23 protein-coding genes and 2 tRNA genes are annotated in these 25599 nt (G+C 70.7%); 7 read left to right on the top strand and 18 right to left on the bottom strand.

Annotated elements, in window-relative coordinates; genetic code table 11:
* Window positions 1-13 precede the first annotated feature (13 nt).
* Window positions 14-391 (top strand): metallopeptidase family protein, encoded by a 378-nt coding sequence (locus tag QJR14_01425; protein MDI3316280.1) that lies wholly within the window; start codon window positions 14-16, stop codon window positions 389-391.
* A 463-nt stretch (window positions 392-854) separates the two neighbouring features.
* Entirely contained in the window at window positions 855-1505 is a 651-nt protein-coding gene (locus QJR14_01420; GenBank protein MDI3316279.1) for a Gmad2 immunoglobulin-like domain-containing protein, read from the top strand.
* A 164-nt stretch (window positions 1506-1669) separates the two neighbouring features.
* Here the strand turns inward: QJR14_01420 and QJR14_01415 are convergent, their stop codons facing one another.
* The 4 genes from QJR14_01415 to QJR14_01400 are packed head-to-tail and all read right to left on the bottom strand — an operon-like array spanning window position 1670 to window position 4688.
* On the bottom strand, window positions 1670-2365 hold the full coding sequence (locus QJR14_01415) for an amino acid ABC transporter permease (protein MDI3316278.1): 696 nt from the start codon (window positions 2363-2365) through the stop codon (window positions 1670-1672).
* Window positions 2358-3065, bottom strand: coding sequence for an amino acid ABC transporter permease (locus QJR14_01410; protein ID MDI3316277.1), 708 nt, complete (start codon window positions 3063-3065; stop codon window positions 2358-2360). The genes QJR14_01415 and QJR14_01410 overlap by 8 nt, the downstream gene beginning before the upstream one ends.
* A 4-nt stretch (window positions 3066-3069) precedes the next feature.
* Window positions 3070-3936, bottom strand: a complete 867-nt coding sequence (locus tag QJR14_01405; GenBank protein ID MDI3316276.1) for a transporter substrate-binding domain-containing protein — start codon at window positions 3934-3936, stop codon at window positions 3070-3072.
* Between the two features lie 23 nt (window positions 3937-3959).
* On the bottom strand, window positions 3960-4688 hold the full coding sequence (locus QJR14_01400) for an amino acid ABC transporter ATP-binding protein (GenBank protein ID MDI3316275.1): 729 nt from the start codon (window positions 4686-4688) through the stop codon (window positions 3960-3962).
* 188 nt (window positions 4689-4876) lie between these two features.
* On the opposite strand from QJR14_01400, the gene QJR14_01395 reads away from it, so the two are divergent.
* Window positions 4877-5797, top strand: a complete 921-nt coding sequence (locus tag QJR14_01395) for a DegV family protein (GenBank protein ID MDI3316274.1) — start codon at window positions 4877-4879, stop codon at window positions 5795-5797.
* A 48-nt stretch (window positions 5798-5845) separates the two neighbouring features.
* On the opposite strand, the gene QJR14_01390 is transcribed toward QJR14_01395, so the two are convergent.
* From QJR14_01390 to QJR14_01355, 8 genes are all read right to left on the bottom strand, one after another.
* Window positions 5846-6997 carry a DUF917 domain-containing protein gene (locus tag QJR14_01390; protein MDI3316273.1) on the bottom strand — a complete coding sequence of 384 codons (1152 nt, stop codon included), beginning with the start codon at window positions 6995-6997 and terminating at the stop codon, window positions 5846-5848.
* A 1-nt stretch (window position 6998) separates the two neighbouring features.
* Window positions 6999-8564 (bottom strand): hydantoinase/oxoprolinase family protein, encoded by a 1566-nt coding sequence (locus tag QJR14_01385; protein ID MDI3316272.1) that lies wholly within the window; start codon window positions 8562-8564, stop codon window positions 6999-7001.
* The gene (locus QJR14_01380) at window positions 8542-9675 is read right to left on the bottom strand and encodes a DUF917 domain-containing protein (GenBank protein ID MDI3316271.1); all 1134 of its coding nucleotides are present in this window, start codon (window positions 9673-9675) and stop codon (window positions 8542-8544) included. Before QJR14_01380 ends, QJR14_01385 begins: the two co-directional genes overlap by 23 nt.
* Before the next feature lie 52 nt (window positions 9676-9727).
* On the bottom strand, window positions 9728-11074 hold the full coding sequence (locus QJR14_01375; protein ID MDI3316270.1) for a cytosine permease: 1347 nt from the start codon (window positions 11072-11074) through the stop codon (window positions 9728-9730).
* A gap of 155 nt (window positions 11075-11229) precedes the next feature.
* Window positions 11230-12801 carry a helix-turn-helix domain-containing protein gene (locus QJR14_01370; GenBank protein ID MDI3316269.1) on the bottom strand — a complete coding sequence of 524 codons (1572 nt, stop codon included), beginning with the start codon at window positions 12799-12801 and terminating at the stop codon, window positions 11230-11232.
* A 20-nt stretch (window positions 12802-12821) separates the two neighbouring features.
* Complete coding sequence (locus QJR14_01365) at window positions 12822-13376, bottom strand: lytic transglycosylase domain-containing protein (protein ID MDI3316268.1); 555 nt, start codon at window positions 13374-13376, stop codon at window positions 12822-12824.
* A 102-nt stretch (window positions 13377-13478) separates the two neighbouring features.
* Window positions 13479-13946: a vitamin K epoxide reductase family protein gene (locus QJR14_01360; GenBank protein MDI3316267.1), complete on the bottom strand. Its 468-nt coding sequence runs from the start codon at window positions 13944-13946 to the stop codon at window positions 13479-13481.
* Window positions 13943-14602 (bottom strand): DUF929 family protein, encoded by a 660-nt coding sequence (locus tag QJR14_01355; GenBank protein MDI3316266.1) that lies wholly within the window; start codon window positions 14600-14602, stop codon window positions 13943-13945. Before QJR14_01355 ends, QJR14_01360 begins: the two co-directional genes overlap by 4 nt.
* A gap of 455 nt (window positions 14603-15057) precedes the next feature.
* On the opposite strand from QJR14_01355, the gene acs reads away from it, so the two are divergent.
* The 3 genes from acs (at window position 15058) to QJR14_01340 (ending at window position 17165) form a co-directional block, all read left to right on the top strand.
* On the top strand, window positions 15058-16920 hold the full coding sequence (gene acs, locus QJR14_01350; protein ID MDI3316265.1) for an acetate--CoA ligase: 1863 nt from the start codon (window positions 15058-15060) through the stop codon (window positions 16918-16920).
* A gap of 86 nt (window positions 16921-17006) precedes the next feature.
* Window positions 17007-17081 (top strand) — tRNA-Met (locus QJR14_01345).
* An 8-nt stretch (window positions 17082-17089) separates the two neighbouring features.
* Window positions 17090-17165: transfer RNA gene (locus QJR14_01340), tRNA-Lys, on the top strand.
* A gap of 346 nt (window positions 17166-17511) precedes the next feature.
* Here QJR14_01340 and QJR14_01335 read toward each other — a convergent pair.
* The 6 genes from QJR14_01335 to QJR14_01310 form a co-directional block, all read right to left on the bottom strand.
* The gene (locus QJR14_01335) at window positions 17512-18471 is read right to left on the bottom strand and encodes a glycosidase (GenBank protein MDI3316264.1); all 960 of its coding nucleotides are present in this window, start codon (window positions 18469-18471) and stop codon (window positions 17512-17514) included.
* A gap of 49 nt (window positions 18472-18520) precedes the next feature.
* Window positions 18521-19699: a Gfo/Idh/MocA family oxidoreductase gene (locus QJR14_01330; protein MDI3316263.1), complete on the bottom strand. Its 1179-nt coding sequence runs from the start codon at window positions 19697-19699 to the stop codon at window positions 18521-18523.
* Window positions 19700-19718: 19 nt separating this feature from the next.
* The gene (locus QJR14_01325) at window positions 19719-20552 is read right to left on the bottom strand and encodes a carbohydrate ABC transporter permease (GenBank protein MDI3316262.1); all 834 of its coding nucleotides are present in this window, start codon (window positions 20550-20552) and stop codon (window positions 19719-19721) included.
* Complete coding sequence (locus tag QJR14_01320) at window positions 20536-21423, bottom strand: sugar ABC transporter permease (GenBank protein MDI3316261.1); 888 nt, start codon at window positions 21421-21423, stop codon at window positions 20536-20538. Before QJR14_01320 ends, QJR14_01325 begins: the two co-directional genes overlap by 17 nt.
* Window positions 21420-22631 carry an extracellular solute-binding protein gene (locus QJR14_01315; GenBank protein MDI3316260.1) on the bottom strand — a complete coding sequence of 404 codons (1212 nt, stop codon included), beginning with the start codon at window positions 22629-22631 and terminating at the stop codon, window positions 21420-21422. Before QJR14_01315 ends, QJR14_01320 begins: the two co-directional genes overlap by 4 nt.
* Before the next feature lie 146 nt (window positions 22632-22777).
* Complete coding sequence (locus QJR14_01310) at window positions 22778-23764, bottom strand: LacI family DNA-binding transcriptional regulator (protein ID MDI3316259.1); 987 nt, start codon at window positions 23762-23764, stop codon at window positions 22778-22780.
* A 378-nt stretch (window positions 23765-24142) separates the two neighbouring features.
* Between QJR14_01310 and rlmD the strand changes: the two genes are divergently transcribed.
* Window positions 24143-25567 (top strand): 23S rRNA (uracil(1939)-C(5))-methyltransferase RlmD, encoded by a 1425-nt coding sequence (gene rlmD, locus QJR14_01305; GenBank protein ID MDI3316258.1) that lies wholly within the window; start codon window positions 24143-24145, stop codon window positions 25565-25567.
* Window positions 25568-25599 lie beyond the last annotated feature (32 nt).

The raw sequence follows: 25599 nt of genomic DNA, 5'->3' as shown, positions 1-25599 counted from the left end.
GGAGGGGGAAGGCTTGGTCGACTTCGAGACGTTCTGCGCGTGGGTGGAGGAGATCGCCGACCAGCTGCCCGAGCGGCTGCTGGAGGAGCTCTCGGGCGGCATCCAGATCGAGCGGAAGGCGCGCCGCAACCCCGAGGACCCGCCGGGCGTCTACCTTCTCGGCGAGTACGTGGTCGAGCCGGGCCTGGGGAGCTTCATCTTCCTCTATTACGGTTCGTTCCGCCGCACGCTGGGCGGCGAGCCGCCCGAGACCTGGAGGAAGGAGCTGGTCACCACCCTGCTCCACGAGCTGGAGCACCACGTGGAGGCACAGGGCGGCGTCGACTGGCTCGGCGACGAGGACCGCCGGGAGCTGGAGCGCCTCTGGCAGGAAGCCGGCGGCGAGAGGTAGAACGATCGAGCCCCGGCCCGCGAGGGCCGCGATCGTGACCCGGGTCGGTTTCTGGCCCGTCCCTCCTCGCGGGGCGGATACCGCAGTCCATCGATGCCTTCCTCACGGGCACGCTCCGCTGGTCGACGCGGGTCCACCCCCTGGCTCTCCGGTCGGACCCGCCGCCGGGAACTCGGGCGGTCCCCCGTCGTCTTACGGGGTGAAAAGGCGGGCCACCGGCGGCCAGGGCGCCGGCGCCGACACCCGGACGGGCGAGGTGAGGTGGATGCGGCGAGGACGGGCGCTCCCGTCGATGCGGTGGATGCTCGCGATGCTGATGGCAGCAGCCTTGACGCTGACCGCCTGCGGAGGTCTCGGAGCGGGCGGAGGCGGTGCGGAGGCCCCAGGCAGCGGCAGCTCCGGCCCCGCGGGGCAGGCGACCGGGGCGAGCCCGTCTGCGGGCGATGGTCCGGAGGGGAAGCCGTTGGCGATCCGTCATGTGGACGAGAAGGCCTACCCCGCCTACGAGCTGGGTGAATGGGTGCGCGCCAACCGGGAGCGGCTCTTCTGGGGCTTCTTCACCTTCGGGTCGACGCGCTACCTGATGGTCAGCCGCGGCCAGAGCCCCAACCCCGGCTACGGCGTCCGCGTCACCGAGATCCGCCAGCTGGCGGGCGACCGCATCCGCGTGACGGTCACCTGGAGCGATCCGGAGCCGGGCAAGATGTACGCCCAGGTGATCAGCTACCCCTTCGACCTCGTGGCGCTGCCGGCCGCGACCGTATACGAGCTGGCCTTCCTGGGACCGGGCGCGCCCGAGTCGCCCGGCCGCGTGGAGCCCAACATCGTGGTGACGTCGCCTCAGCCCGACGCCAACCTGAGCGGGCGGCTCCACCTGCAGGGGAAGGCCCGCGCCTTCGAGGGCGTGGTCCACGTCTACCTGGAGGACGGCCACGACGTCCTGCTGGAGAAGACGCTCACCGGTGCAGGGGCGCCGGACTGGATGAGCCTTGACCAGGAGCTGCCCTTCGCGGCGCCCACCAACCCCTCCGGTATGCTGATGGTCTACACGGTCAGCCCGCGGGACGGCTCGAAACAGGATGTGGTGATGGTCCCCGTCCGGTTCCGGCAGTGACGGCTGGGAGGAGGAAGGGGCTCCCCCTCCTCCGCTGAGGCAGGCGGCCCGGGGTGAGCCCGCCCAGGAAAGAGCCGCCGCGCGCTGATCCCGGCCTCCTTCACCGCTCCGAACCGTCTCGGGAGAAGCGAGGCGGCCTGCCGCAGCCGCCCCCCACCTCCGCCCTATTGCGTTGCCAGGCCCTCCCCCGTCCGCCGCTCCAGCGCCCGCGCCGCCAGCGACATCAGGAAGTCGACCGTGAAGAAGACGACCGCGATCAGCGCGAAGACCTGCATCGCGTTCAGGTAGCGGTTGAAGAGGATGACGCCGGAACCGAGCAGCTCCTGGATCCCCAGCGACCAGGCGAAGGTGGTGTCCTTGGTGATGGTGATGAACTCGCTGACCAGTGCCGGCACCATGCGCCGGAGCGCCGGCGGCAGCACGATCCAGCGGAGCGTCTGCCAGAGGCTGAGCCCCTGGGAGGCCGCCGCCTCCCACTGCCCCTGCTCCACGCTCATCAGCCCGCCCCGCACGATCTCCGCCATGATCGCCGCGGTGAAGATGGACATGCCGGTGATCGCCGCCCAGATGGCCGGGATCGGCGTCAGGAAGCGGACCGCCAGCATGATCAGGAGCATGGGCAGGTTGCGGATCACCTCGATGTAGACCGTGGCCAGCGCCGCCACGCCCCGCGCCAGCGGGCTCTCGGGGAAGCGGTCGCCGGCGAAGCGCGCGGTCCCCAGCACCACCCCGGCGGCGAAGCTGATGGCCATGGCCCCCAGCGCGATGCGCAGCGTGACGCCGAAGCCCCAGGCCAGGAAGCGAAGGTTCTCGGGGGTGAAGAGGACCGCCCAGGGATGGAAGGGGGCGCTCTCAGGCAACCTCCGTCACCCCCGCGTCCGCCCGCCGCTGCAGCTGCCGATTCATCCGGCGCTCCATCCGGCGCGCCCAGGTCGCCAGAGGCAGGGTGAGCGCCAGATAGAGTACCGCCGCCGCGATGTAGGCCTGGACGTACAGCGCGGTCTGGGACGACCAGGAGTCGGTCTGGTACATCAGGTCGAAGCCGGCGATGAGCGCCAGCACCTGCGAGTTCTTCACCAGGTTGACGAACTGGTTGGTGAGCGGCGGCAGGGTGAAGCGGAGCGCCTGCGGCAGGATGATCCGCCGCACCACCTGGCTGTAGGTGAGCCCCGAGGCCAGGCCGGCCTCCATCTGGCCGCGGGGGACGGCCTGGAAGCCGGCCCGGAGCACCTCGGCGATGTAAGCTCCCGTGTAGATGCTCAGCCCCAGCACGCCCACCCAGAGCGTGGGGATGACCACGTGCACCTGCGGCAGGCCGTAATAGAGGAAGAAGACCTGCACCAGGAGCGGCGTGTTCCGGAAGAACTCCACGTAGACCCGGTTGACCCAGCGGAGGAGCCGGACCGGCGCCAGCGCGAAGGCCCCCATCACCAGGCCGATGGCCGCGGCGAGGAGCATGGAGAGGACCGAGGCCACAACGGTCTGGAGGAGGCCCGCCGCGAAGATCGGCCAGTTCTCCAGGAGCGTCCGCCAGCTCTGCGCGTCGAGAAGGGCTCCCAGCAACTTACACGCTCCCGCTCAGCTTCCACTTCCGGATCAGCTGCTGCAGCTCGCCCGACTGCTTCATGTCGTCGATGGCCTTGGTGACGAAGTCGAGCAGATCCTTGTTCCCCTTCTTGATGGCGATGCCGTACGGCTCCTCCGAGTACCGGTCGGGCAGGATGACCGTCGAGGGATCCTGATTCTCGTAGTACTTGAGGATCGAGCCGTCGGTGGCGAAGGCCTGGGCCCGGCCGTTCTGGAGGGCGGCCATGTCCTCCGCGTAGCTGGCGTACTCCGCCGTCTGGATGGTGACGCCCAGCTCCTTGGCCTTCTCCTGCAGCTTCTGGCCGGTGTCGGCGCCCTGGGCGACCGCGATCACCTTGCCGTTCAGGTCTTTCAGGCTCTTGATGCCACTGTCCCTCTTGACCAGCAGCTGGATGCCGTCGGTGTAGTAGACGGGCGAGAAATCGATCACCTTCTGCCGTTCGGGCGTGATGGTGAAGGTGGCGATCACCATGTCCACCTGGCCGGAGTCGAGGAGACCCTGGCGCGTCTTGGCGGTGACGGTGGTGAGCTCCACCTTGTTCGGGTCGCCCAGCAGCCGCTTGGCCAGCTCGTGCGCGATGTCGATCTCGTAGCCCTCGTACTGGTTGGTCTGCGGGTTCTTGTAGCCGAAGCCGAGCACGTCGGCCTTGACACCCACCCGCAGGACGCCGCGGCTCTTGATCGCGTCGATGTTGGGCGTCGAGCTGCCGCCGTTGGCGGCGGTGCCGGCGGCGCCGCCCCCGCCGCCGCAGCCGCCCAGCGCGAGCGCCAGCCCGAGGGTGAGCGCAGCCACCGCCGCCAGGGCTCGCTTCCTGCCGGATAGGAAGCCGGTCTCGAGGTGCATCGTTCCGCCTCCTCGCGTCCATCTCAGTGGACCAGGATCTTGCTGAGAAACTGCCGCGTCCGTTCCTCCCGCGGGTCGTCGAAGAACCGGTCGGGCGGGGCTTCCTCGATGATCGTCCCGTCGTCCATGAAGACGACCCGGTCGGCCACCTGCCGGGCGAACCCCATCTCGTGGGTGACCACGATCATGGTCATCTGCTCGTGTGCCACCTCCCGCATCACGTCCAGAACCTCGCGGATCATCTCGGGATCCAGCGCCGACGTCGGCTCGTCGAAGAGCATCACCTCGGGCTCCATGGCCAGCGCCCGCGCGATGGCGACGCGCTGCTGCTGCCCGCCCGAGAGTTGGGCCGGGTAGGCGTGCGCCTTCTCGGCCAGGCCGACCCGATCCAGGTAGCGCCGGCCCACCGCCTCCGCCTCCTCCCGCGGCATCCGCTTGACGAGGCGGAGCGCGAGGGTGACGTTGTCCAGCACGGTCATGTGCGGGTAGAGGTTGAACTGTTGGAAGACGAAGCCGATGCGCTGCCGCAGGGCGGTGAGGTCCGTGCGCGGGTCGGTCACCTCCTGGCCGTCGACCAGGATCCTCCCCCGCTGGACGCGCTCCAGCTGGTTGATGGTGCGGATCAAGGTCGACTTGCCGGAGCCGGAGGGGCCGCAGATCACCGTCTTCTCCCCCGTCCGGATGGTCAGGTTGATCCCGCGCAGCACGTGGAGCGGGCCGAACCACTTGTGGACGTCCTGGAACTCGATCAACGCGCCGGCACCCCCGCGGAGTCGAGGCGTCTTCAGGAAGCGGCGATCACCGGAACCGGAAGCGCGTGCAGTTCCTGTTGCATTCGCCCGCGCCGGCGGGCTCCCCTTCTCCACCCCGCGGGGTGGCGGCTCCTGCGCAGCAGGGGTCTCGCGGAGAGGCCGTCGAAAGAAGTTCCGGGAGGTCTCCGATGGACGAGCGGGAGCGGCCGGAGGCGGGCGGTCCGGAGGGCGGCGCCGCAGCCGGGCGTCGGACGGCGGTGGTGACCGACAGCACCGCCACGCTGCCGCCCGGATGGGCGGCGGAGCAAGGGGTAGAGGTGGTGCCGCTCACGGTCCGCCTGGGCGGGGGCGAGTACCTGGACGGGATCGAGCTGCCGGCCGAGGAGTTCTTCCGGCGTCTCCGCGACAGCGGAGAGCCGGCCACCACCTCCCAGCCCTCGCCGCAGCGCTTCCTGGCGGCCTATGAGCGGGCGGCGGCAGCGGGCGCCCGCGAGATCGCCGTCATCACGCTCAGCTCCCGGCTCAGCGGCAGCTACTCCAGCGCCCGCGCGGCCGCCGACCTCTGGCGGGAACGGAGCGACGTCCCCGTCCACGTCTGGGACAGCCGGGCGGCCGCCGGCGGCCACGGCCTCCTGGTCACCGCCGCCGTCCGCCTGGCCGATGCGGGGCTGGACGGCCCGTCGCTCCTCGTCGCCCTGGAGAAACTCCGCCCCAGCGTCCACATGGAGGCGGTGGTGGAGACGCTCCGCTACCTGGCCATGGGCGGCCGCATCGGGCGTGCCGCCGCCTGGGCGGGCACGCTCTTCCAGGTCAAACCGGTCATCGCCCTGGCCGAAGACGGAGTGGTCGAGCCGGTGGCCCGGGTCCGAACCTTCCGCGCCGCGCTGCGCTGGCTGCTGGACTCCCTGGAGAGACGCCACCCCGACCACGGCCGCCCGCTCCACCTCTCGGTCTTCCACGCCGACAACCCGGAGGCGGCGGCCTTCCTGGAGGATGGGGTGCACCGGCTCGGCTATCCGCTGGTCGAGTTCTGGCGCGCCGACTTCACGCCGGTGCTGGGGGCCCACACCGGGCCTGGCCTGGCAGGGCTCTCCGACTGGCAGGAGTGAGGGGAGGGCGGCGTGAAGGTCGGCCCCCCGGCCTCCGAGGTGTCCCCCTCAGGCCACCAGGTAGTGCTCCTTGTCGCGGGGCACACCCCAGCGCCGATACTGGTCCCGGAAACGGAGCTCCAGCGGGACGAAGGGCAGGTCGTAGCCGAAGGCCCTGGGTCCCCAGACCCGGAGGGCCGCCTCCGAGCGCATGATCTCGGGCGTGGGGATGCCGATCACCGTCACCCGTTGCCCGTAGCGGATGCGCTCCGTCGTCACGGCCATCCCGGTCTCGCTGTCGAGGACCGAGATCAGGTCGGGGACGGTGGCGACCGGCTCTCCATCCCGCAGTGCCACCAGGTTCTCGTTCTGGAACCGGATCTCCAGCCCGCTCCCCTGGTCGGGGCCGAGTCCTCGGAGAAGCGCGCGGCCGACGGCGAACCCCTCCCGCGTCCGGCGCTCGACGTCGGTTACCTTCCCCTCGAAGAGCCGGACCCCGTGGCCATAGATGGAGTCGCGCGTCGCCTCGAGCACCGCGTCGACCGGGTGCCGCCCCCGCAAGCGCGCTTCCTGGATCGCCCGTCCGATGGCCAGGCCCATCGAGATCGTCCCCCTCACCGCCGTCCGCTTGAAGTCGCGGCCGGACATGGGGTAGTCGACCAGGTGGGCGTGGCCGCCCATGCGGATGGTGACGCCGCGGGCCAGCCACTCCAGCCGGAAGTTGTCCGGCGTCTCGACGGTGACCACGGCCCCCCGCTCGTCGGCCACCACCGCCGGCGTGCCGGCCACGCCGTAGACGTGGAAGGTCTCCATCTGCAGTTCGGGGAAGGCGCGCCCCATGCCGTCGCCGTCGACCACCGGGATGCCGGCCCGGGCCGCGATGGCGAAGGGGATCTGCGAGTTGACACCACCGCACTCGATCGGCGAGGTCGCGTCCGCCTTCCGGCCGAGACGCCGTTCCTCCGCCCGGAGCGCCCGGTAGGCCTCCATCCCCTCGGGCACCTTTTCGATCATCACGGTGGGGGCGCCCATCATGGCGGTCGGCAGGACGAGCGCCTCGTCCTCCAGCTCCTCCGGCGCGATGAGGGCGACGGGCCCAGTCTCGCGCATCGCCTCCTGGGCCATCAGCTTGCCGATGAAGGGATCGCCCCCTCCTCCCGTGCCGAGGATGGCCGCGCCGACGGCCAGAGCCTCCAGGTCCTCCGGATGGATCCAGCGCACCTCAGCTCACCTCCACACCGCGCAGGCGGCCGGCCGCCTTCACCTTCACCCGGACCGCGTTGCCGGGCAGGTAGGCCAGCGGCACCTCCTCCACCTCGATCACCTCCACGGTCTTGGGATCGGCGCCGGCCCGCACCGCCTCGGCGAAGGCGCTCTCGCGCGCCTCCGACAGCGCGGCCTCCCGGCTGCGCTGCTCGAGCGAAAAGATGCGGTCGACGGTCCCGGAGACCTGGGCGATCGCCGCGCCGATGGCGTTGGCCACCTCGTAGTGCTCGGGCCGGTCGATCTCCGAGGCGCCCTCCAGGCGATCCGGAAGCAGGATGCTCCCCCCGCCCACCGCCACCACCGGCACCGGAGCGGCGCTCGTCTTGATCCGGTCGACCGCCTCCTCCACCATGGCGACCGCCTTCCGGAAGGCGGCCTCCAGGAGGCCGGCCTCCGCCGTCACCCGCTTCGGGTCGCCCAGCGAGGCCATGCCCCGGGCCACCACCACGTCGGTCATGGTGAGCGTCCGACCGCCGAAGACCTGCGCCTCCTCGAGGATGGCGCTGCCCACGCTCTCCGGCCCCACGCGCAGCTCGCCCGCCTCCAGGCGGACCCGCGAGCCCCCGCCCAGGCCGATGGAGATCAGGTCCGGCATGCGGAAGTTGGTGCGGACCCCGCCGATTTCCACCGCCACCGCCGACTCCCGCGGGAAGCCCGACACCAGGACGCCGACGTCGGTCGACGTCCCGCCCACGTCGACGACGACCGCGTCGCGCCGGCGCGAGAGGAAGGCGGCTCCGCGGATGCTGTTGGTCGGCCCGCAGGCGACGGTGAGGATCGGGTACCGCCGCGCGTAGTCGAGCGACATCAGGGTGCCGTCGTTCTGCGAGAGGAAGAGCTCCGCGCGGACGTCGAGCGACTCCAGCGCCGCGCGGAAGGCCTCCGTCACGCGGGCGGCCACCCCCGAGACGGCGGCGTTGAGGACCGCCGCGTTCTCGCGCTCCAGAAGCCCCACGCTGCCGATCTCGTAGGAAAGGGAGAGGACCGCCTCGCCGCCCGCCTCGTGCTCGATGATCTCGGCGGCGTGCAACTCGTCGTCGTTGCGGACGGGCGAGAAGACGCCGGTGACCGCGAAGGCCCGGAACCCCTGGTCCAGCGCCTCGCGCACGAAGCGCCGCACCGCTTCTGCGTCGAAGGCCGAGATGGGTCGCCCGTCATACTCGACGCCACCCGGCAGGATCGCCGACGGTCCCTCCACCTTCTCGCGCAGGTCGCTCGGCCAGGCCGCCAAAGGCCCCACCGCGCGGGTGGCCGGGGCGCCGAGACGCAGGATGGCGACCGGCGCCAAACCCCGCCGCTCGATGATCGCGTTGGTCACCTGGGTCGTGCCCAGCATGGCGTGGGTGACGGCCGCCGGATCGACGCCCGACTTCTGCAAGACCTCCGCCACGACCGCCCGTATGCCGCTGACCACGTCCCGGCTGACCGGCGTCTTGGCCTTGGCCAGGACCCGGTGTTCCTCGTCGAGCACCACCGCGTCGGTGTTGGTGCCGCCCACATCAATGCCCAGCCTGTAGCCCACGCTCTCCGGACCCCCCTCGCTCGAGCGGGATGAAGTCGAAATCGTATCCGAAGGCCCTCGGACCGACGAGTTCCAGTCCCTGCGGCGTCCGCCAGACGGGCTCGGAGGGGATGCCGAGCAGTTCCACCCGCTGGCCGTACGCCAGCCCCTCGGTGGTGATCGGCGTGTGGGTCTCCGCGTCCAGAACCGAGAGCAGATCCGGCACGCTGGCCAGAGGAAGCCCGTCCCGCACCGCCACCAGATTCTCGTTCTGGAACTCCAGGCGCAGCACCGATCCCTCGTCCCGTCCGGTGCCGTCCAGCGAGGCGGTGCCGCGGACGAAGCCGCCCTGGGTGCGCCGGAGGACGTCCACCACCTTGCCCGCGAAGAGGAGGCGGCCCCCCGTCACGTCGAGAAGCGCCTCCAGGACCTCGAAACCGCCCGACCGGGCCTCGCGCAGCACCCGTCCGATGCCGATGGCGCGGCCGATCGTCCCCGCGATGACCGCTCCCCGGACCTGGCCTGCCTCCATGGGATAGAGCGCGATGATGGAGGAGCCGCCCATGGCGACGGTGGCTGTCCGGCTGAGTCGCTCCGTCCAGAAGTTGTCGACCGTCTCCAGCAGCTCCAGATTTCCTTTCTCGTCGGCGAGCGCCATGGGCGTGGCAGCCACACCGGCCAGGTGCATCGAGCACATCGGGATCTCGGGGAAGGCACGGCCCATCCCGTCCGCGTCCAGGAGCGGCAGCCCGAGCTCCGCCGCCGCGGCCACGGGTATGGTCGAGTTGACTCCGCCCGCTTCGGCCGACATCAGCGCCACGACCGGTCGGCCCACCCTTCGCTCGAGCGCCCGCACCACCCGGGCCAGCTCCTCGCCGGAGGGAAGCTTCTCGACCAGCACGGTGGGCGCTCCCATCATGGCCACCGGCACGACCAGCCCCCGCTCGGGGAGCGCCTCCACGTCCATCAGGGGCACCGGGCCCTTGCGGCGGATCGCCTCGCGAGCCATCAGGCAGCCCACATAGGGGTCACCGCCCCCGCCGGTGCCGAGGACCGTCGCGCCGAGCGCAAGGTCGTCGAGAACCGCCTCGTCGATCTGGGCGACGGTCCACTTCCTCTCTGCCGTACGAATCGTCTCCCCCTCCCCCTCCCGTTCTCCCCCGTTCTCCCCCCGTTCTCCCCCGTCAGGACGGGATCTCGCGGAAGTACGCCTGCGGTCGACCCTGGAGGAGGGCGGCCAGGCGCATCAGACCCCAGTAGAGGAGGCCGGCGGCGACCAGCGCGTTCAGCGCCGGGATCCCGGTCCGGACCTCGTAGCCCACCAGGGAGGCTCCGGCCCACGCCACCAGCATCACGGGGTTCCAGCTCTCGACCGAGGCGGGCACGCCTCCCGAGGCGGCACTCTCGTCCAGGACCCGGCGGTGTCGCCGCAGGACGAAGTAGTCGACGACCATGATCCCGGCCACCGGCGGAATGGTGACCCCCAGGAGCAGGAGGAAGCCCTGGAACTGCTGGAGGATGCCGGCCGCCGAGAGCACCGTCCCCAGGAGGCCCACGATCAGGGTGACCAGCCCGCGGCCGACCTTCTTGCCCGAGAGGGCGTCGATCAGGTTGACCAGGCCCAACGAGGAGGAGTAGAGGTTCCAGTCGTTGATCTTGAGCGTGGCCACAATCAGGATGAGCGTCCCCAGCACGCCGCTGGTGGACGTGACGATCCGGATCACGTCGGCGCTCCGGACGGCGTGGGCGAGGAGGACGCCGATCAACCCGATGGTGTATTCGCCCAGCGTGATGCCCACGAGCGTCTGTTTGACCACGTCGGCGGCGCTCCGGTTGAAGCGGGTCATGTCCGGCGTGATGACGGACCCCACGATGAAGCCGCCGGCCACGAGCGTGGTGCCCGCCGCCAGGCTGAGCGCCGGTCCGGGCGCCGGCGAGGCGACCAGCTGGGCCAGCGGATGCTGCAGGAGGGCGCTGGTGATCGAGTAGCCGGCCAGGAGAAGGAAGGCCGGTACCGTGATGTAGGCGGTCCACGCCATGGAGAGGAAACCGTAGAGGACGATGAGGGTGACGCCAAGTCCGGTGACGATCGACCAGGCCCAGGTGGGCAGGCCTCCGACCAGCGAGCGGATCCCCTCGGCGAAGACCGCGTTCTGGATGCCGAACCAGCCGATCAGGCTGATCGCGATCACCAGCCCCACCAGGCTCGACCCGTAACGGCCGAAGCCGGTCCAGCGGCCGAGCACCGAGGTGCTCAGCCCCTCCCGCTGACCCATGATCCCGGTGAGGATCGCGACCAGCTCGAGGATGACCGCCCCCAGCGTCAGCGCCCAGAACGCGTCCCAGAACCGCATTCCGAAGCCCAGGGTGGCCCCGAGCAGGAACTGGGAGAGGGCAGAGAGCTGCCCGAAACGCTGGACGGCCACGCTGACCCATGAGTAGCGCTGCCCCAGCGGGACACGTGACAGGGCGAAATCGTCGTGACCGACGGCCGGGCCGGCTTCGCGCCCGGCGGAGAGGTCAGCCGCCATTCGCGCGCACCTCCCAGATGTTTTGCGGTGATTCTAAGGTGCGCGCGTGCGGAATGCGTCGTGCACAGGGGAGAAATGTTCGCTCCCATTTGTGCGGATTGCACAAGTGCACCGGCTCCACGCCGAAGCCCGCCAGGTGGGCGACCCCTCCGGCCTCAATGGCCTTGCGCCCGCAGGACGCGGATGGCCACCTCGAGCAGGAAGAAGTCCCGCTCCAGGCTCAACCCGCTCAGCTCCTCGAACTGCTTGAGGCGGTAGCGCGCGGTGTTCCGGTGGATGGCCAGGCGCTCGGCGGTCCGGCTCACATCCCCCCGCGCCCGGAGGAAGACCTCCAGCGTCTCCAGGAGCTGCTTCCTGCGCGCCTCCGGTAGCGCCAGCACCGGCATCAGGAGCTGCTGGGCGAAGGAGACGCCCTCGGCGGAGCGGTACCACCCCTGGAGCAGCCGTTCGGGGCCCAGCTCCGCCACCGTCGCCAGGCTGCCCGCCCCGCGTACCGCCGGGACCAGGGCGAGCGTCTCCTCCGCCTCCCGGTAGGCGAGCCGGAGCCCCTCCCAGCCCACCGCGGGGCCGCTGACGACGCCGTCGAACCGGAATCCGTACCCCAGGCGGTCGACAGGACGGAGCGCACGCTCCAGCGCGGCCCGGGCGGCTTCCGGCCGGAGCGGGTCCCCCGCGCCCCGCGCGCGCAGGACGACCACGAAGCGACCGTCCGGCCCCAGCGCGGCAAAGGCCCAGAGCCCGCCCCGCTCCAGCTCCCGCTGCAGCGTCTCCAGCACCTCGCTCTGCATCTCGAGGAGCTTCTCCTCGGTCCACCCCCGGGAGGCGAGGACCTCGTCCCAGCCGTGGACCTGGAGCGAGGCGAGCACGTGGACCGCCGAGGGGTTCCAGCCGCTCTGCCAGGCGCGCGCGAGCACCTCCGGCGCGGGCTGCCCGGGCACGGTCAGGAGCTCCCGCAGCAGGTCGGCCTTGGAGCGGAGCCGGCTCTCCCACTTCCTGTGGCGTTCCTCGAGCAGGGACTCCAGCAGCGCCCCCGCCACCGCGAGCAGGCGCCGGGTGACAAAGCCCTGGTGCGCGCGGGCCCGGCCGCGGAGGCGGAGCACGTAGCCCGCCCGCCCCTGCACCCGCAGGACGATGGATCCCGCCACCTGCTCGGGCGTCTCCGTCACCTCCGGTGGCGCAGCGGGCTCCCGAGCTTCCTGGCGCCGGGCCGGGAAGGCCGACAACTCGGCCTCGCCCTCCACTTCCTGTGCCAACCGGTCGAGGAGCGCCTCGACCGGCTTCCCCTCCCGCCGGCTCTCCAGCAGCGCGGCGACCGCCGAATCCAGCCTCCTGTAGGCCGCCAGCAGGTCCTCCTGCCGCAGGACCGCCAGCCGCTCCACCACGGCGACGATCCCTGTGCCACCCAGGTCCAGGAGCGGAAGGCCGGTCCGGTCGGCCAGAAGGGCGACGGCTTCCGGCAGGGTTCGCGGGCCCTCCAGGGCCAGGCCCGCCGCCCCCGAAGAGGCCAGCCGGCGGATCAGGACGTCGAGGGCAGGCGACTCGTCCGCCCCGGTCCAAGCCGGAAGGAAGTAGAGCCCGCCCTCCTCCACCGGCTCCCTCCACATCCCCCTCCGGCGGGGGTCGATCAGGATCACCCGGCTGACAGGGCGCCCGAGCCCGCGTCCCCCGGCGAGAAGACGGACGCCCGGGAGGTCCTGCCGCAGGAGCTCGCCGAGTGCCACCGCCACCTGCCGGCTCCCCCCGTCCCTCAGCCGACCGCGTGGAGCACCCGGAAGATGTACGCCTGCGTCTCCGGGTACGGGGGCACGCCTCCGTACCGCTCCACGGCGGCCGGGCCGGCGTTGTAGGCGGCCAGGGCGAGGCGGACGTCGCCGAAGCGGTCGATCAGCTCCTTCAGGTAGCGCGCCCCCGCTTCCACGTTCTGGGCGGGATCCAGAGGGTCTTCCGCCCCCATCGCCCGGGCCGTCTCCGGCATCAGCTGCATCAGGCCCAGGGCTCCCGCGGCGGAAACCGCCCGGGGGTCGAGGCCCGATTCCGCCCGGGCCACCGCCTCCAGGAGCCGGGCGTCCACGCCGTAGCGGGCGGCCGCCCGCTCGAAGAGCTGGCGGAACGGGGGCTCGGGGCGGCCATCCCCGCCCCGGCCCGCATCCTCCGAGCCGCGCGGCACGGCCGCCTGTGCCTCGGCCGCCCCCGCCCCCCGGCCCGAGGCGGGACCGCCCGCCACCGGAGAGGCCCCCAGGTTGGCGGCGATCCATTGTTGAAGGAGCAGCTTCCCGAAGTCCGGTGGGTCGACGGGTTCCATCCCGGCTTCACCTTCCTCCTCGCACGCTCGAACCTCGCGGGCCGCGCCGCCTGCCGGCCGCGCCCCGCCGCGCCCGGCAGGGCCCGGCAGGGCCGGTCCACTCTATGCACCGCTGGCGAAGCTGGCCGTCTCCAGGGCGAAGAGCGCCAGCACCAGGAGATGGACCAGGGTGCACCAGAGGCAGAGGGCGCCGACCACGAACAGCTCGGTGTAGACGAGGCCCAGGACGGCCACGGCGCCCGCCCCCGCCCAGAGGAAGCGGAGACCGCTGGCGGCGCGCCAGGCCAGCACCCCCGCCACCAGGAACCAGACCAGGCCCCAGATCGCCACGGGGATGCCCAGCCAGAGACTCGCCGGGCTGTCGAGCACGGTGCCGCAGTCGACCAGCCCGGCGCGGGGGCAGGCCAGCGCCCGGGGCGCCCAGTGGAGGAGCGTCAGGTAGGCGGAGACGGCGGCACCGGCACCGGCCAGCCCCAGGCGGATGGCCAGCGGCCGGCCGGCCAGGGTCGGGGCCGGCCCGGCCGACCGGTGGCGGCCCGGGGTGCCGGAAGGGGAGAGCTCGCCGCTCACGGAAGCCGGACCCCCTGGACCGCAGGCGAGTTGCACACCTCGGTGGGCTGGCCGCCGGTCACCCGGCAGATGGCGGCGGTCATCTGGTTGGCCACGGCCAGCGTGGCCCTGGCCGCGGGCGTCTTCCCCTGCGCCACCTCCCGGGCGAAGCCCTCCCAGGTCTTGCCCTTCAAGACCTCCGGCGAGAGCGGCGAGCCGACCCAGTACGTCCTCCCCACGATGAGGAAGGGGATCGATCCGTCGGGATCGAGGCGGCGGACCAGGTCCGCTTCCTCGGGCGTGGGCGATTGGAGCGGCGGGTACCGGCCGTCGGGACCCGGCACGCGGCCCGCCATCTCGATGGCGCGGACGGCGAGATAGGGGCTGCTGTAGCTGGCATGGAGAAAGGTGAAGGTCGGCGTGTCCGGGAAGACGTCCTGCGAGGAGGAACGCGAGAGCTCCAGCCCCTGCCACGTCCCGAAGCGGCTGAGGGCGATCACCAGCGGCCACCGTTCGGAGGCACAGAAGGGGCAGAACTCGGCGCCCACGTAGAGCAGCGTCGGCTTGCCGCCCGCGCCGGGAGCGTCCGGCACGCGCGTGCCCGCGGGTGCCAGCTGGGGCGACGGCAGCTGGCCGCCGCCGGCCGCGTCGAAGGTGCTGGCGGGGATCGTGGTCAACTCCCTGAGCATCGCCTCCGAGACGGGCGCTCCCCCGCCCGCGCCGGACGGGGGTTGCGTCCGGACAGCGGGGCTTTTCGAGCCGCCGCCAGGACCGCCTTCCTTCCAGATCGCGGCTCCCACGATGACGAGCAGGACCACCAGGACGGCCCCCAGGGCGATCCAGGCGACGGGCCGGCGTCGACCCCGGGTCGAACGTCCGCCCCCGCCCGAACGTCGCGTTGCAGAGCTGCCGGGCACCCTGCCACCCCCTGTCGCTCCCCATCATGACATGCCGTCGTCCTGGGGAGAAGCCGGCGACGAGAGCCATCCGCCTCCCCAGGCGGCCTCCGGGGCAAGGCACCCTTCCCGTCTTGCGAAACAGGTATCCGGGTTTCGGCAACGAATCCGGCAGGCCAGGGAGGTGAGATCCCTTGACAGCGGAGGAGCGGAGAGACCTGGAAGCGCTGACGCGGGTGAACGAGGTCCATCCCCCGCTTCCGCATCTGCTCGAGGAAGCGTACGTTCGCGACTGGGAGTCGACGTGGCGGCGCTCCGTGGAGGAGCCGGAGGCCTTCTGGGGCGGGGTGGCCCGGCAGTTCACCTGGTTCCAACCCTGGCGGAAGGTGCTCGAGTGGGAGTACCCCTACGCCAGGTGGTTCGTCGGCGGCAAGACGAACATCGTCGCCAACGCCCTCGACCGCCACCTGGACGACGGCCGCCGCCACAAGGTGGCGCTCTTCTGGGAGGGCGAGGACGGGAGCCAGCGCGTCTTCACCTACGCGCAGCTCCACCGCTGGGTCTCCAGGATCGCCAACGCGCTGAAGGCACAGGGCGTCGGCCGCGGCGACCGCGTGGTGATCTACATGCCGCTGACCCCCGAGGGCATCGCCACCATGCTGGCGACGGCACGCATCGGCGCCATCCACAGCGTCGTCTACGCGGGCCTGGGCTGGAGCGCCCTGCGCCAGCGGGTCGAGGACGCCGGCGCCAAGGTGGTCGTCTGCGCCGACGTCGGCTACCGCCGCGGCCGGACGGTGGACTTGAAGCCCGTCGTCGACCAGGCGCTCGAGGGATTGGACTTCGTGGAGCGGGTGATCGTCCACCGTCGCCGCACGCCACCTGCACCGCTGGCTCCCGGCGAGGTCGACTTCGACGAGATCGTGGCCTCGGCCTCCGCCGACTGCCCGGTGGAACCGATGGACGCGGAGGATCCGCTGTTCATCCTCTACACGTCGGGGACCACCGGCCGGCCCAAGGGCACGGTCCACGTCCACGGCGGCTACATGGTGGGAACGGCTTACCATGCCAAGGCCTTCTACAACATCGGCGACGACGATCTCTTCTGGTCGACCTCGGACATCGGCTGGATCGTCGGTCACAGCTACATCGTCTACGCGCCGCTGGTGGTGGGGGCCACCTGCCTGGTCCGCGAAGGCGCCCCCGACTACCCCGACCCCGGTACGATCTACCGGCTGATCGAGAAGTACGGCGTGACCCGCCTCTTCACGGCGCCGACCACCCTCCGCATGCTCATGAAGTTCGGTGACGAGTGGGCGAGGAAGTACGACCTGTCGACCCTCCGCCATCTGACCTGCGCGGGCGAGCCCCTCAACCCCGAGGCCTGGCGCTGGGCCTGGAAGACGCTCTGCGGCGAAGGTCGCGCCTGGATGGCGGACAACATGTGGCAGACGGAGACGGGCGCGCCGATGGTGGGCACCCCCCTGGCCCTGCCCGTCAAACCCGGCTGGTGCGGCCGGCCCCTGATCGGCGTTGACGCCGACGTGGTCGACGGTCAGGGCCGGCCGGTCCCGCCCCACACCGGCGGTCATTTCGTCATCCGCAGGCCCTGGCCCAGCATGTTCCGCACCATCTGGAACGACCCCCAGCGCTACGAGGAATACTGGCAGGCCATCCCCGGCGTCTACGCCAGCGGCGACCTGGCGCAGCGCGACGAAGAAGGCTACTTCATGTTCCTCGGCCGCTCGGACGACGTGCTCAACCCCGCCGGCCACCGGATCGGCACGGCGGACGTGGAGAACGCGCTGGTCAGCCACCCCGCCGTGGCCGAGGCGGCCGTCGTGGGCGTACCCGATCCGGTCAAGGGCGAGGCGATCAAGGCCTTTGTCATCCTGCGGGCGGGCGTCGAGCCTTCGGAATCGCTGCCCGCCGCCCTGATCGCTCACGTGCGCGACGTCCTGGGACCCATCGCCGCACCGGCATCGGTGCAGATCGTCGATCGGCTGCCCAAGACGCGGAGCGGCAAGATCATGCGCAGGCTCCTGAAGGCGCAGGAGCTCGGCCTCGAGCCCGGCGACGTCTCCACCCTGGAGGACTGACCGCGCGATCCCGGCGCCTGTCGCGGCGGCGCCCGGCCGCTGCTTGTGGCATGGCGTCCGGGCGACTATAATGGCTCCTGGTCTCCGGCGGCGTAGCTCAGTGGCAGAGCAAGCGGTTCATACCCGCTGCGTCGGTGGTTCAAATCCACCCGCCGCTACCAGGTTGCGCAGGCCCGTAGCTCAGCTGGGAGAGCACCTGACTCTTAATCAGGGTGTCGTGGGTTCGAGCCCCACCGGGCCTACCAGAAAATCGGCTCAGGACAAGGGATCCGGGGTCGGCTCCTCCCGCCGGGAGGAGCCGACCCGGCTTTCCCGGCGGCCCGTGTGCTGCAGCGCAGTCCCTCCGTGACTCCTCGGCGGTGAGCGGGGCCGCCGTTCCGGCCGGGGAACCGACCTCTTGCCCGTACGTTCGGCCGCGGCCCGCCGCGATAGACGGTCGACGCGCGCGTTCGCGCGGGAGGAAGCCACCCGGAGCGCCGGCGCCATGGCCGCCGCGAAGGAAGGGGCGGCTCACCTCCCGTCGCCGCACCCCCGCCGGGGACCCATCCTCCGCTCCGCGACCGCTGCCAAGCCGGCCGTCCCGCCGGCCCGTCAGGCGCTCCGCCCCGAGCGCGCCAGCCGCGACTCCGCCGTCAGGTGATCCAGGAGGACGGTACGATTGACGGCGGCCACCCCGAGGGCACTGTCGCCACCGCCGTAGTAGACGTAGAAACCGCCGTCCATCTCCACCGACCCACAGGAGAAGACCACGTTGGGAACGAGGCCGCGGCGCTCCCAGGGTGTCTCCGGCTCCAGGACCGGGTAGGGATAGCGGGCCAGCACCCGGGTCGGATCCCTCAGGTCGAGGAGCGCCACACCCAGCCGGTAGACGTTCTGGTCGTCCACTGCGTGGTAGAAGAGGACCCACCCCGCCTCGGTCTTGTGGGGAGGACCGGCGATGCCGATCTTCTTGCTCTCCCAGGAGCCGGGAAGGGCCCGCATCAGGATGCGATGATCGGTCCAGTGCTCCAGGTCGGTCGAAAGGCCGATCCAGATGTGCGGCGCCCGGCGATGGAGGAGGACGTAACGCCCGCCGACGCACTCCGGGAAGAGCGCCACGTCCTTGTTGGGCTCCTCCAGCAGGACCTTGTGCCCTTCCCAGACGAGGAGGTTCTTCGACCAGCACATGGCCGGACGGTAATCCATCCAGTCCCGTCCGCCGAAGGCGGTGTACAGCAGGAAGTAGGTGTCACCGATCTTGGTGACGCGGGGGTCCTCCACACCCCAGGCTTCCTGCTCCCCCACCCCGGTCAGCACCGGCCGGTCCAGTCTCGCGAAGTGGATGCCGTCGCTGCTGACCGCGTACCCGATGGAAGAGACAAACTTCGCCTCCTTCCGGGGCCGGTCGCTGCGCAGGTCGAAGGCGTTGTTGCTGGCACGGTAGAGCAGGTGGACCAGACCGTTGTCGTAGATGGCGGCCGCGTTGAAGACCGCGGCCCGTTCCCACTCGTGCTCGGGAAGCGGTGTCAAGATGGGCCTCTCCGAGAGCCGCCGCAGCCGCAACCGTTCCATGGTCGACCTCCCCGTCGTCCCCGGCTCGATGTCGGAGATCGAAATCGGCTCATGCGCCCGCGTCCGATGACGGCTCGCGGATCGCGGCGCCCCGGCTGGCGGCGAGGGCCAGGCGCAGGCTCGAGAGCGCCTGCTCCAGGGTGACCTCCGGCGTGTGCTCCGGCTCGCGGACGGCGCGGGCGAAGTCGGCCACGGCGGCCTCAATCGCTCGGGCGTAGGTGGTTTCCTTCCCGTCGATCGACTCCACGGCCAGGCGGACACGATGGGTCACCCTGCGCTCGAGCTCGCGCCCCAGGATCCGCTGCTCACCCCCCTGGTACGGTTCGGCGAGGTCGAGCTCGACCCGGACGGGTGCCGAGCGCCCGGCGCCGCAGTCGAGCGCCATGCGCCCGGCGACCTCCTGGAGCCGGGAGAGGCCCGTCTCGTCCACCAGAGCCTCCAGCTCCAGCGCCGACGGCATCCAGCCTTTCACGGTCACGTAGCCCACGTCGTAGGCCAGGCGGAACTCGGCGCGTTCGATCCGACGGGGCTTGTCGAAGCCGTGGTAAAAAGTGGCCGGCACGTCACCGAACCGCACCAGGGCCACGACCCGGTCCACCAGGCGGCGGCGTGGGCGTACCCAGGCCTGGCTGGACTCCCACTCGCCCTCGGCGCCGCTGAGGTAGGCCGCGATGTCGAAGAAGTGGACGCCGTGCTCCACGAGGATGCCCCCGCTGACGCCCGCATCCCAGAACCAGTGGTCGGGGGGCAGGTGGTCGTCGGCGGCGTCGTTCTCCAGCGAGAGATGGCGCAGCTGGCCGAGGAAGCCCGCCTCGCCCAGAAACCTGGCCAGACGGTACATCGGATTGTAACGCAGGACGTAGTCCACGCCCACGCGCAGGCGGCGGGAGGATGCCAGCCGCGCCATCGCCTCGGCCTCCGCCAGCGAGGTGGCCAGGGGCTTCTCCACCCAGACGTGCCGGCCCCGTTCCAGGGCCGCGATGGCCGCCGGCCCATGGTGGGCCGGGGGCGTGGCCAGATAGACCACTTCGACCCCGGGGTGCGCCAGCAGTTCCTCATAACTTCCGCAGGGCGCCGCTCCGTGGCGGGCGGCGACCTTGGCCGTCCGCTCCGCTTCCTCATCGTAGACCGCCACGAGCCTCACCTCGGGGGCCTTCGTCAAAGCCGCCAGGGCGAACTGTCCGAAACCCCCGAGCCCCACCGCACCGACACCCACCGGTTCGATCATCTCTGCACACCTCTTGGCCTTATCGGAAGATGTAATGGAAGCCCGAGAAGAAGCGCCTGCTGAAGAGAAGGAAAAGGATGACCACGGGAAGCGTCAGCACCACGCTCGCCGCATAGAGCGGCCCCGGGTAGATGCCGTACGGCCCCTTCATGGTCGCCAGCAGGACGTTCAGCGTCATATACTTATAGCTCTTGACGGCGAGGAGGTCCCAGAGCAACTCCGTCCAACGCTCCATGAACAGCACCAGGGCCACCACCGTGGTCAGGGTCGTGCTCATGGGCAAAAGAATCCGCGTCACCACCGTCCATTCACCGGCGCCGTCCACCCTGGCGGCGTCCAGGAGCTCCTCGGGCATGCTTCGGAAGAAGGTGGTGTACATGAAAATCGCCCAGACGCTCACCGCCTTGGGGAGGATCATGGCCAGGTAGGTGTCGTAGAGACCCAGGTACCGGATGATCAGAAAGGTGGGGATGATCAGGATGATGGCCGGGTAGAACATGTGGAACATAAGGAAGGATTCGATCCAGCGAGCGCCCCGGAAACGGATCCGGGAGAGCGCATACCCGACCATCGCACCAAAGGCGACCATGGCCAGGGTGTCCGCGCCGCTGACCAGGAAGCTGTTGAAAAGCGCCCGCAGCCACGGCCTGGCCAGGCCCGTCTCGCCGCCCGTGAAGAGCCAGACGTAGGAGCGCAGGGTGAGACGGCTGGGCCAGATGACCCTCTCCACTTCGTCCCACGGCGCGAGCGACTGCAACACCATGTAGAGATAGGGAAAGACCGCCGCCGCGGAGCCCAGGAGAGCCGCCACGTACAGGCCGCCTGTCCGGAGTCGCCTATGGCTCGAAACCATGTGCGCGCCCCCAGCGGTTCATCAACCATCGGACCACGGCCACACCGGCGAAGGTGGCCACGGCGTTGAGCAGGGCGACGGCCGAGGCATAGCCGGCTCGAAAGTTGGCAAAGGCCTGATAGTAGATCTCCAGCTGCCACGTATGGGTCGCCAGTTGCGGGCCGCCCTGCGTCAGGACATAGGGCTCCGTGAAGACGCTGAACATCAGCCCCGTGGCCAAGACGGTCACGGTGAAGGTGGCCGGGTAGAGGTTGGGCCAGGTGACCCGCCAGAAGCGTTGCCAGGCGCTGGGGACGTCGAGGGCGGCCGCCTCCCAGAGTTCCCTGGGCAGAGACCGGAGGGCGGCCAGGTAGACGAGGGCGTAGTAGCCCGAGAACTTCCAGGCGATGAGCACCACGATGACCACCGTGGCCCAGCCGGGGCTCTCCAGCCAGGGCGGGCTGAAGCCGAAGGCCGAGACCAGCCAGCGGTTGAGCGGGGCGTTGACGGCGATCAACCCCTGTATCACCAGCGAGGTGGCGACGCCGCTGGAGAGGTAGGGCAGGAAGAAGAGGACCGTGAACCAGTGCCCGCCCCGCGGCAAGCCGTTGACCAGGAGGGCGATGCCGACGGAGAGGGCCAGCACCAGCGGCAAGAAGAGGACGAGGAACTTGTACGTGTTGACGAAGGCCGCCCAGATCCGCGGGCTGTGCAGGGCCTCGACCAGGTTGCCGAAGCCTACCCAGGTGCGTTGGGGCGCAATCAGGTTCCAGTCCATGCCAGCCAGCTGGAGCGCCCAGACCAGCGGTACCGCGAAGAAGACCAGCGTGTAGAGGAGGTAGGGGGAGGCCAGAAGCCACCCCCTTACCTCGTAGTAGTGCCGGGCTGTCACCGCTTCAGGACCTCCGCCCAGGCGGCCTTCATATCGTCAAACGCCAGCGCCGGGCTCTTTCGGCCGGTGAGGACCGGCACCATGAGGCGCTCGCCCATCAGCGTGTAGAGATCGGCGAACTTCTCGTTCTGGATGGGCGGCACCCCGGTCGGCACCGCCCCGGCGTACTGCGCGAGACCCGGGTTCTGGGCGAGGTACTGTCGGAAGACAGGATCGGTGGTCAGGTCGCCGCGGGCCGGCGGCAGGCCGGTCATCTCCAGCCAGGTCAGGTCGTGCCGGGGATCCGAGAGGACCCACTTGATGAACTCCCAAGCCGCCTGCTGTTCCGCAGGCGAGGCGTTCCTGTAGATCACGACCCCTTTCGAGTCCGCAAAGGTCTTGGGCGTCTTGCCCGCCGGGAAGTCGTCGGGAACGGGCGGGGGGGTCAGGACGACATTGTCGCCCACCTTCAGCTCCGGATACTTCTCCTTCCAATATGGGAGCGTCCACGGGCCGACGACGTTCCAGACCGCAAGGCCGGTCTCGAAGGGATCGGTGGCATCTTTCGTCAGGAGATAGCCCTTGTCGTCCAGCTCCTTGTAGAACGACATGACCTTGGTGACGGCGGCGCGGTCCGCGACCACTTCCGTTCCGTTCAGGAAGGGCGCGCCGTCGCTGGCGGCATCGTAGAGGGTGAAGAAGTCGAACCAGCGCTCCCACCAGGAGTTGGGATCAACCAGCACCTTCCTGGCGAGGACGTACTTGTCGGGGTACTTGGACTTCAGCTTCTGTCCGAGGGCGAGAATCTCGCCATAGGTTCGCGGGGGTTCCTGATAGCCGAGTTGCTTCAGGATGTCCATCCGCCAGGCGTAGAGCATGGCGTTGGAGTAGAGGGGCAGGATGTACTGGTGCCCGTCCGGAAACTTCCAGCCTGCGACCAGCTGCTCGGCCTTCCGCGACCGGATCAGGTCGCTGTAGCCCTGGAGCGTGTCCAGGGGCACGATGGCCTGGCTCTTGACCAGTTGCGCTCCAAAGCCGACGAAGACATTCTCCGAGGCGGTCAGCTTGGTCCCGCTGGCCAGCGCCGTCAGGATGCCGGCCTCCGAGGAGGGCGACTCGGGCATCGGCGAGACGTCCACCTGGACGCCGGGATGGTCCTTCATGTACTCCTGGGCCATGGTGCGCCAGAATTTTTCCTGGGTCGGATTGGGAGCCGACCAGAAGACCACGCGAACCTTCTCCGACGGGGAACCCGTCTTGGACCCCGCGGTCCCGGCTTCCTGCGAGCCCCCGGCGGAGCAGCCGGCCAGGAGGAGGGCAAGCATCGCAACGACAGCCAGGGAACGATGACCGCTGCGCTTTGCGAACACCTCGATCACCTCGCTTCGTCATGTCCGGGACGCAGCGTGGAACCTCGGACGACAAGAGCGACGTGCATGGTCACGGTGACCGGCAGCAGGCTGGGAAACTCGATCCGGTCGAGAAGCCGCCTGGCTGCCAGGCGCCCCATCTCCACCTTGTCCACCCGCACGGTGGTCAGCGGCGGCTCGGTCTGCTCCGCCAGCGCGATATCGTCGAAGCCGGCAACCCCCAGCTGCGCCGGCACCTGCAGACCTCGCGCCTTGGCCAGAGAAAGGATGTGGAGAGCGGTCATGTCGTTTCCGGCGACGACCGCGGTGGGAAACCTCCCCTCCTCCTCCAGCTCTGTGACCAACTCCGGGGCCCGCTGCCAGCCCCGTCCCACCTCCACGGAACGGGCCTGCACCGTTTGGCCGGCTGCGAGCACCGCACGCTCAAACCCTTCGCGACGGGCCGCAAAACTGCGATCCTCCAGCGTCTCGGCCACGTAGACCAGCGACCGGTAACCGGCGCCGAGCACGTGGGCGGTGACCTCCTGCGCCCCGCCCACGTTGTCCAGGACGACGGAATCGGCTCCCCGCACCTGCTTGTCGACCACGACGACGGGCAGGCCTTCGGCGGCAGCGCGCCGCGCCAGCTCCTCCGGCACATCGGCGCCCAGCAGGACGAGACCGTCGAGGCGAGAGCGCTGCTCCATCAGGGAGACCATGTCCGCCGGATCGTAAGTAAACAGCGAGAGGTCATGTCCGCTGGATCGCAGCACCTCCTCCACACCCATCAGCACTGGACCGTAGAAGGCACCGCCTACCGGCTCCGGTTCGAGGGCGGCGATCCGGCGAGGGAAGGCGGCGCCCACCCGGTAGGCGACGCCCGCCCGGGCTCCCCTCTTCTCAAGCCGCCCGATGGCGGAGCGCACCCGCTCGGCCAGCTCGGGAGAGACCAGTTCCCGATGGTTGAGCACCCGGGAGACGGTAGCGGGGGAGACACCGGCCAACCTCGCCACCTCTCGCGTCGTCCACCGTCGCACTCGACCACTTCCTGAAACATCCTGCTTCTTTGTGAAACAATACCATCTCGGACAGCAGCTGGCAATATCCGTTTTCACATGCAGGGAGGCCGAGCAAGTGCGCTTCACTTCTGTTTCACAATGTTTCAAAGCGGGAGCCGCCCCGCAGGCGCTGGCCTCGCCGTCGCTGGCCAGTCGGCCGGAAAGGTCGGATGGCGAAGCGGAGGCGGGTTCCTGTGCGGATGGTCGCGCACCGCGCCGCCTCCCTTGCAGCGGCCGAGATGCCGGCCGTACAATCCCGACGCCATGGGCGCGGAAGAGAGGCAGGGCCAACCCGGGCACGAGGTCCCCCCCGCCCTCCGTCGCGCGGTCCGGGTGGCGGCATGGACCGCGGAGGGCCGCGCCCTCACCGAACCGCTCCCCGGTGCGGGCGCACTGGAGCTCGACGGCTTCCTGCCCGGCGAGCGCGTGGAGGTGGAGCTCGAGCCCGCGCCGGCGAGGGCACCACGGCGCCGCCGGCGCGGATCTGCCTGGCGGCTGCGGACGGCGCAGCTGGTCGAGCCCTCCCCCGAGCGCGTCGAGCCGGGATGCCCGGTCTTCGGCCTCTGCGGCGGGTGCGTGCTTCAGCACGCCAGCTACCCGGCCCAGCTCGCCTGGAAGCGCGAGCGCGTGCGGGCGGCGCTGGCCCGCGTGGGCGTGCCGCCCGAGCGGGTGCGGCCTGCGCTGGGCGCGCCGAGGAGCTACGCCTACCGGAACAAGATGGAGTTCACCTTCTCGCCCGAGGGGCGGCCCGGCCTCCACCGGCGCGGCCGCTGGCGCGAGCTGGTGCCGCTCGAGCGCTGTCCCATCGCCCTCCCCCCGATCCAGGAGGCGCTGGGCGTCGTCGCCCGCTGGGCCGAGACCGAGCGGCTGCCCGGCTACGACAAGGAAGCCGGCCGCGGCTTCCTCCGCCACCTGCTCCTCCGCGCCTCCGGGGCCACCGGCCAGCTGATGGTGCTCCTGGCCACCGCCTCGCCGGCGGCGCTGGAGGGCGGCGAGGCGCGCTGGCGGGAGGCGCTGGAGCGGCTGGGCGGGCGGCTGGCGGCGGTCGAGGGGTTCGCTTCCTTGCAGTGGGTGGAGGACGAGGAGCCGGGCGACGCGCTCCACTTCCCCCGCCCGCCGGAGGTGATCCGGGGCGGCGCCAGGGTGGAGGAACGCCTCCTGGGCCTCTCCTTCCGCCTCGGGCCGGAGAGCTTCTTCCAGGTGAACAGCGCGCAGGCGGAACGGCTGGTGGAGACGGCGCTGGAGCTGGCCGAGCCCGTGGCGGGGGAACGAGCCCTCGACCTCTACGCCGGCTTGGGCACCTTCACGCTCCCCCTTGCGCGGGCGGTGGGTCCCGGGGGAGAGGCGGTGGGGGTGGAGGCCGTGGAGCCGACGGCGGAGGCCGGCCGGACCAACGCCGCAGCCAACGGCCTGGGCAACGCCCGCTGGGTCGCCGCCAAGGTCCGCGCCTTCCTCGCCGGGCTGAGCGGGGAGCGGCCGTGGGCGCAGGTTCTGGGTGCGGCGCCGCTCCCGGAGGGGTGGCGGCCCAGCCTGGTCCTCCTCGACCCGCCCCGCTCGGGCGCGGGCAGGAGGGTGATGGAGCGGATCGCCGCCCTGCGCCCGCGGCGGGTCGTCTATGTCTCCTGCAATCCCGAGGCGTTGGCAGAGGACCTGGAGACCATGCTGCCGCTGGGTTGGACGCTGATGGCGGCGCAGCCGCTGGACCTCTTCCCCCAGACCCTGCACGTGGAGACGGTGGCGCTGCTCCGTCCCGCGTGAGCCCCGGCAGGCCGGCCGGAGGGCCGGAGTGG

The organism is Bacillota bacterium (assembly GCA_029961055.1).
Taxonomy (GTDB): domain Bacteria; phylum Bacillota; class Sulfobacillia; order JAIMAT01; family JAIMAT01; genus JAIMAT01.
Note: the sequence above shows the minus strand (reverse complement) of the source record. Positions and strands in the feature narration are given on the sequence as shown.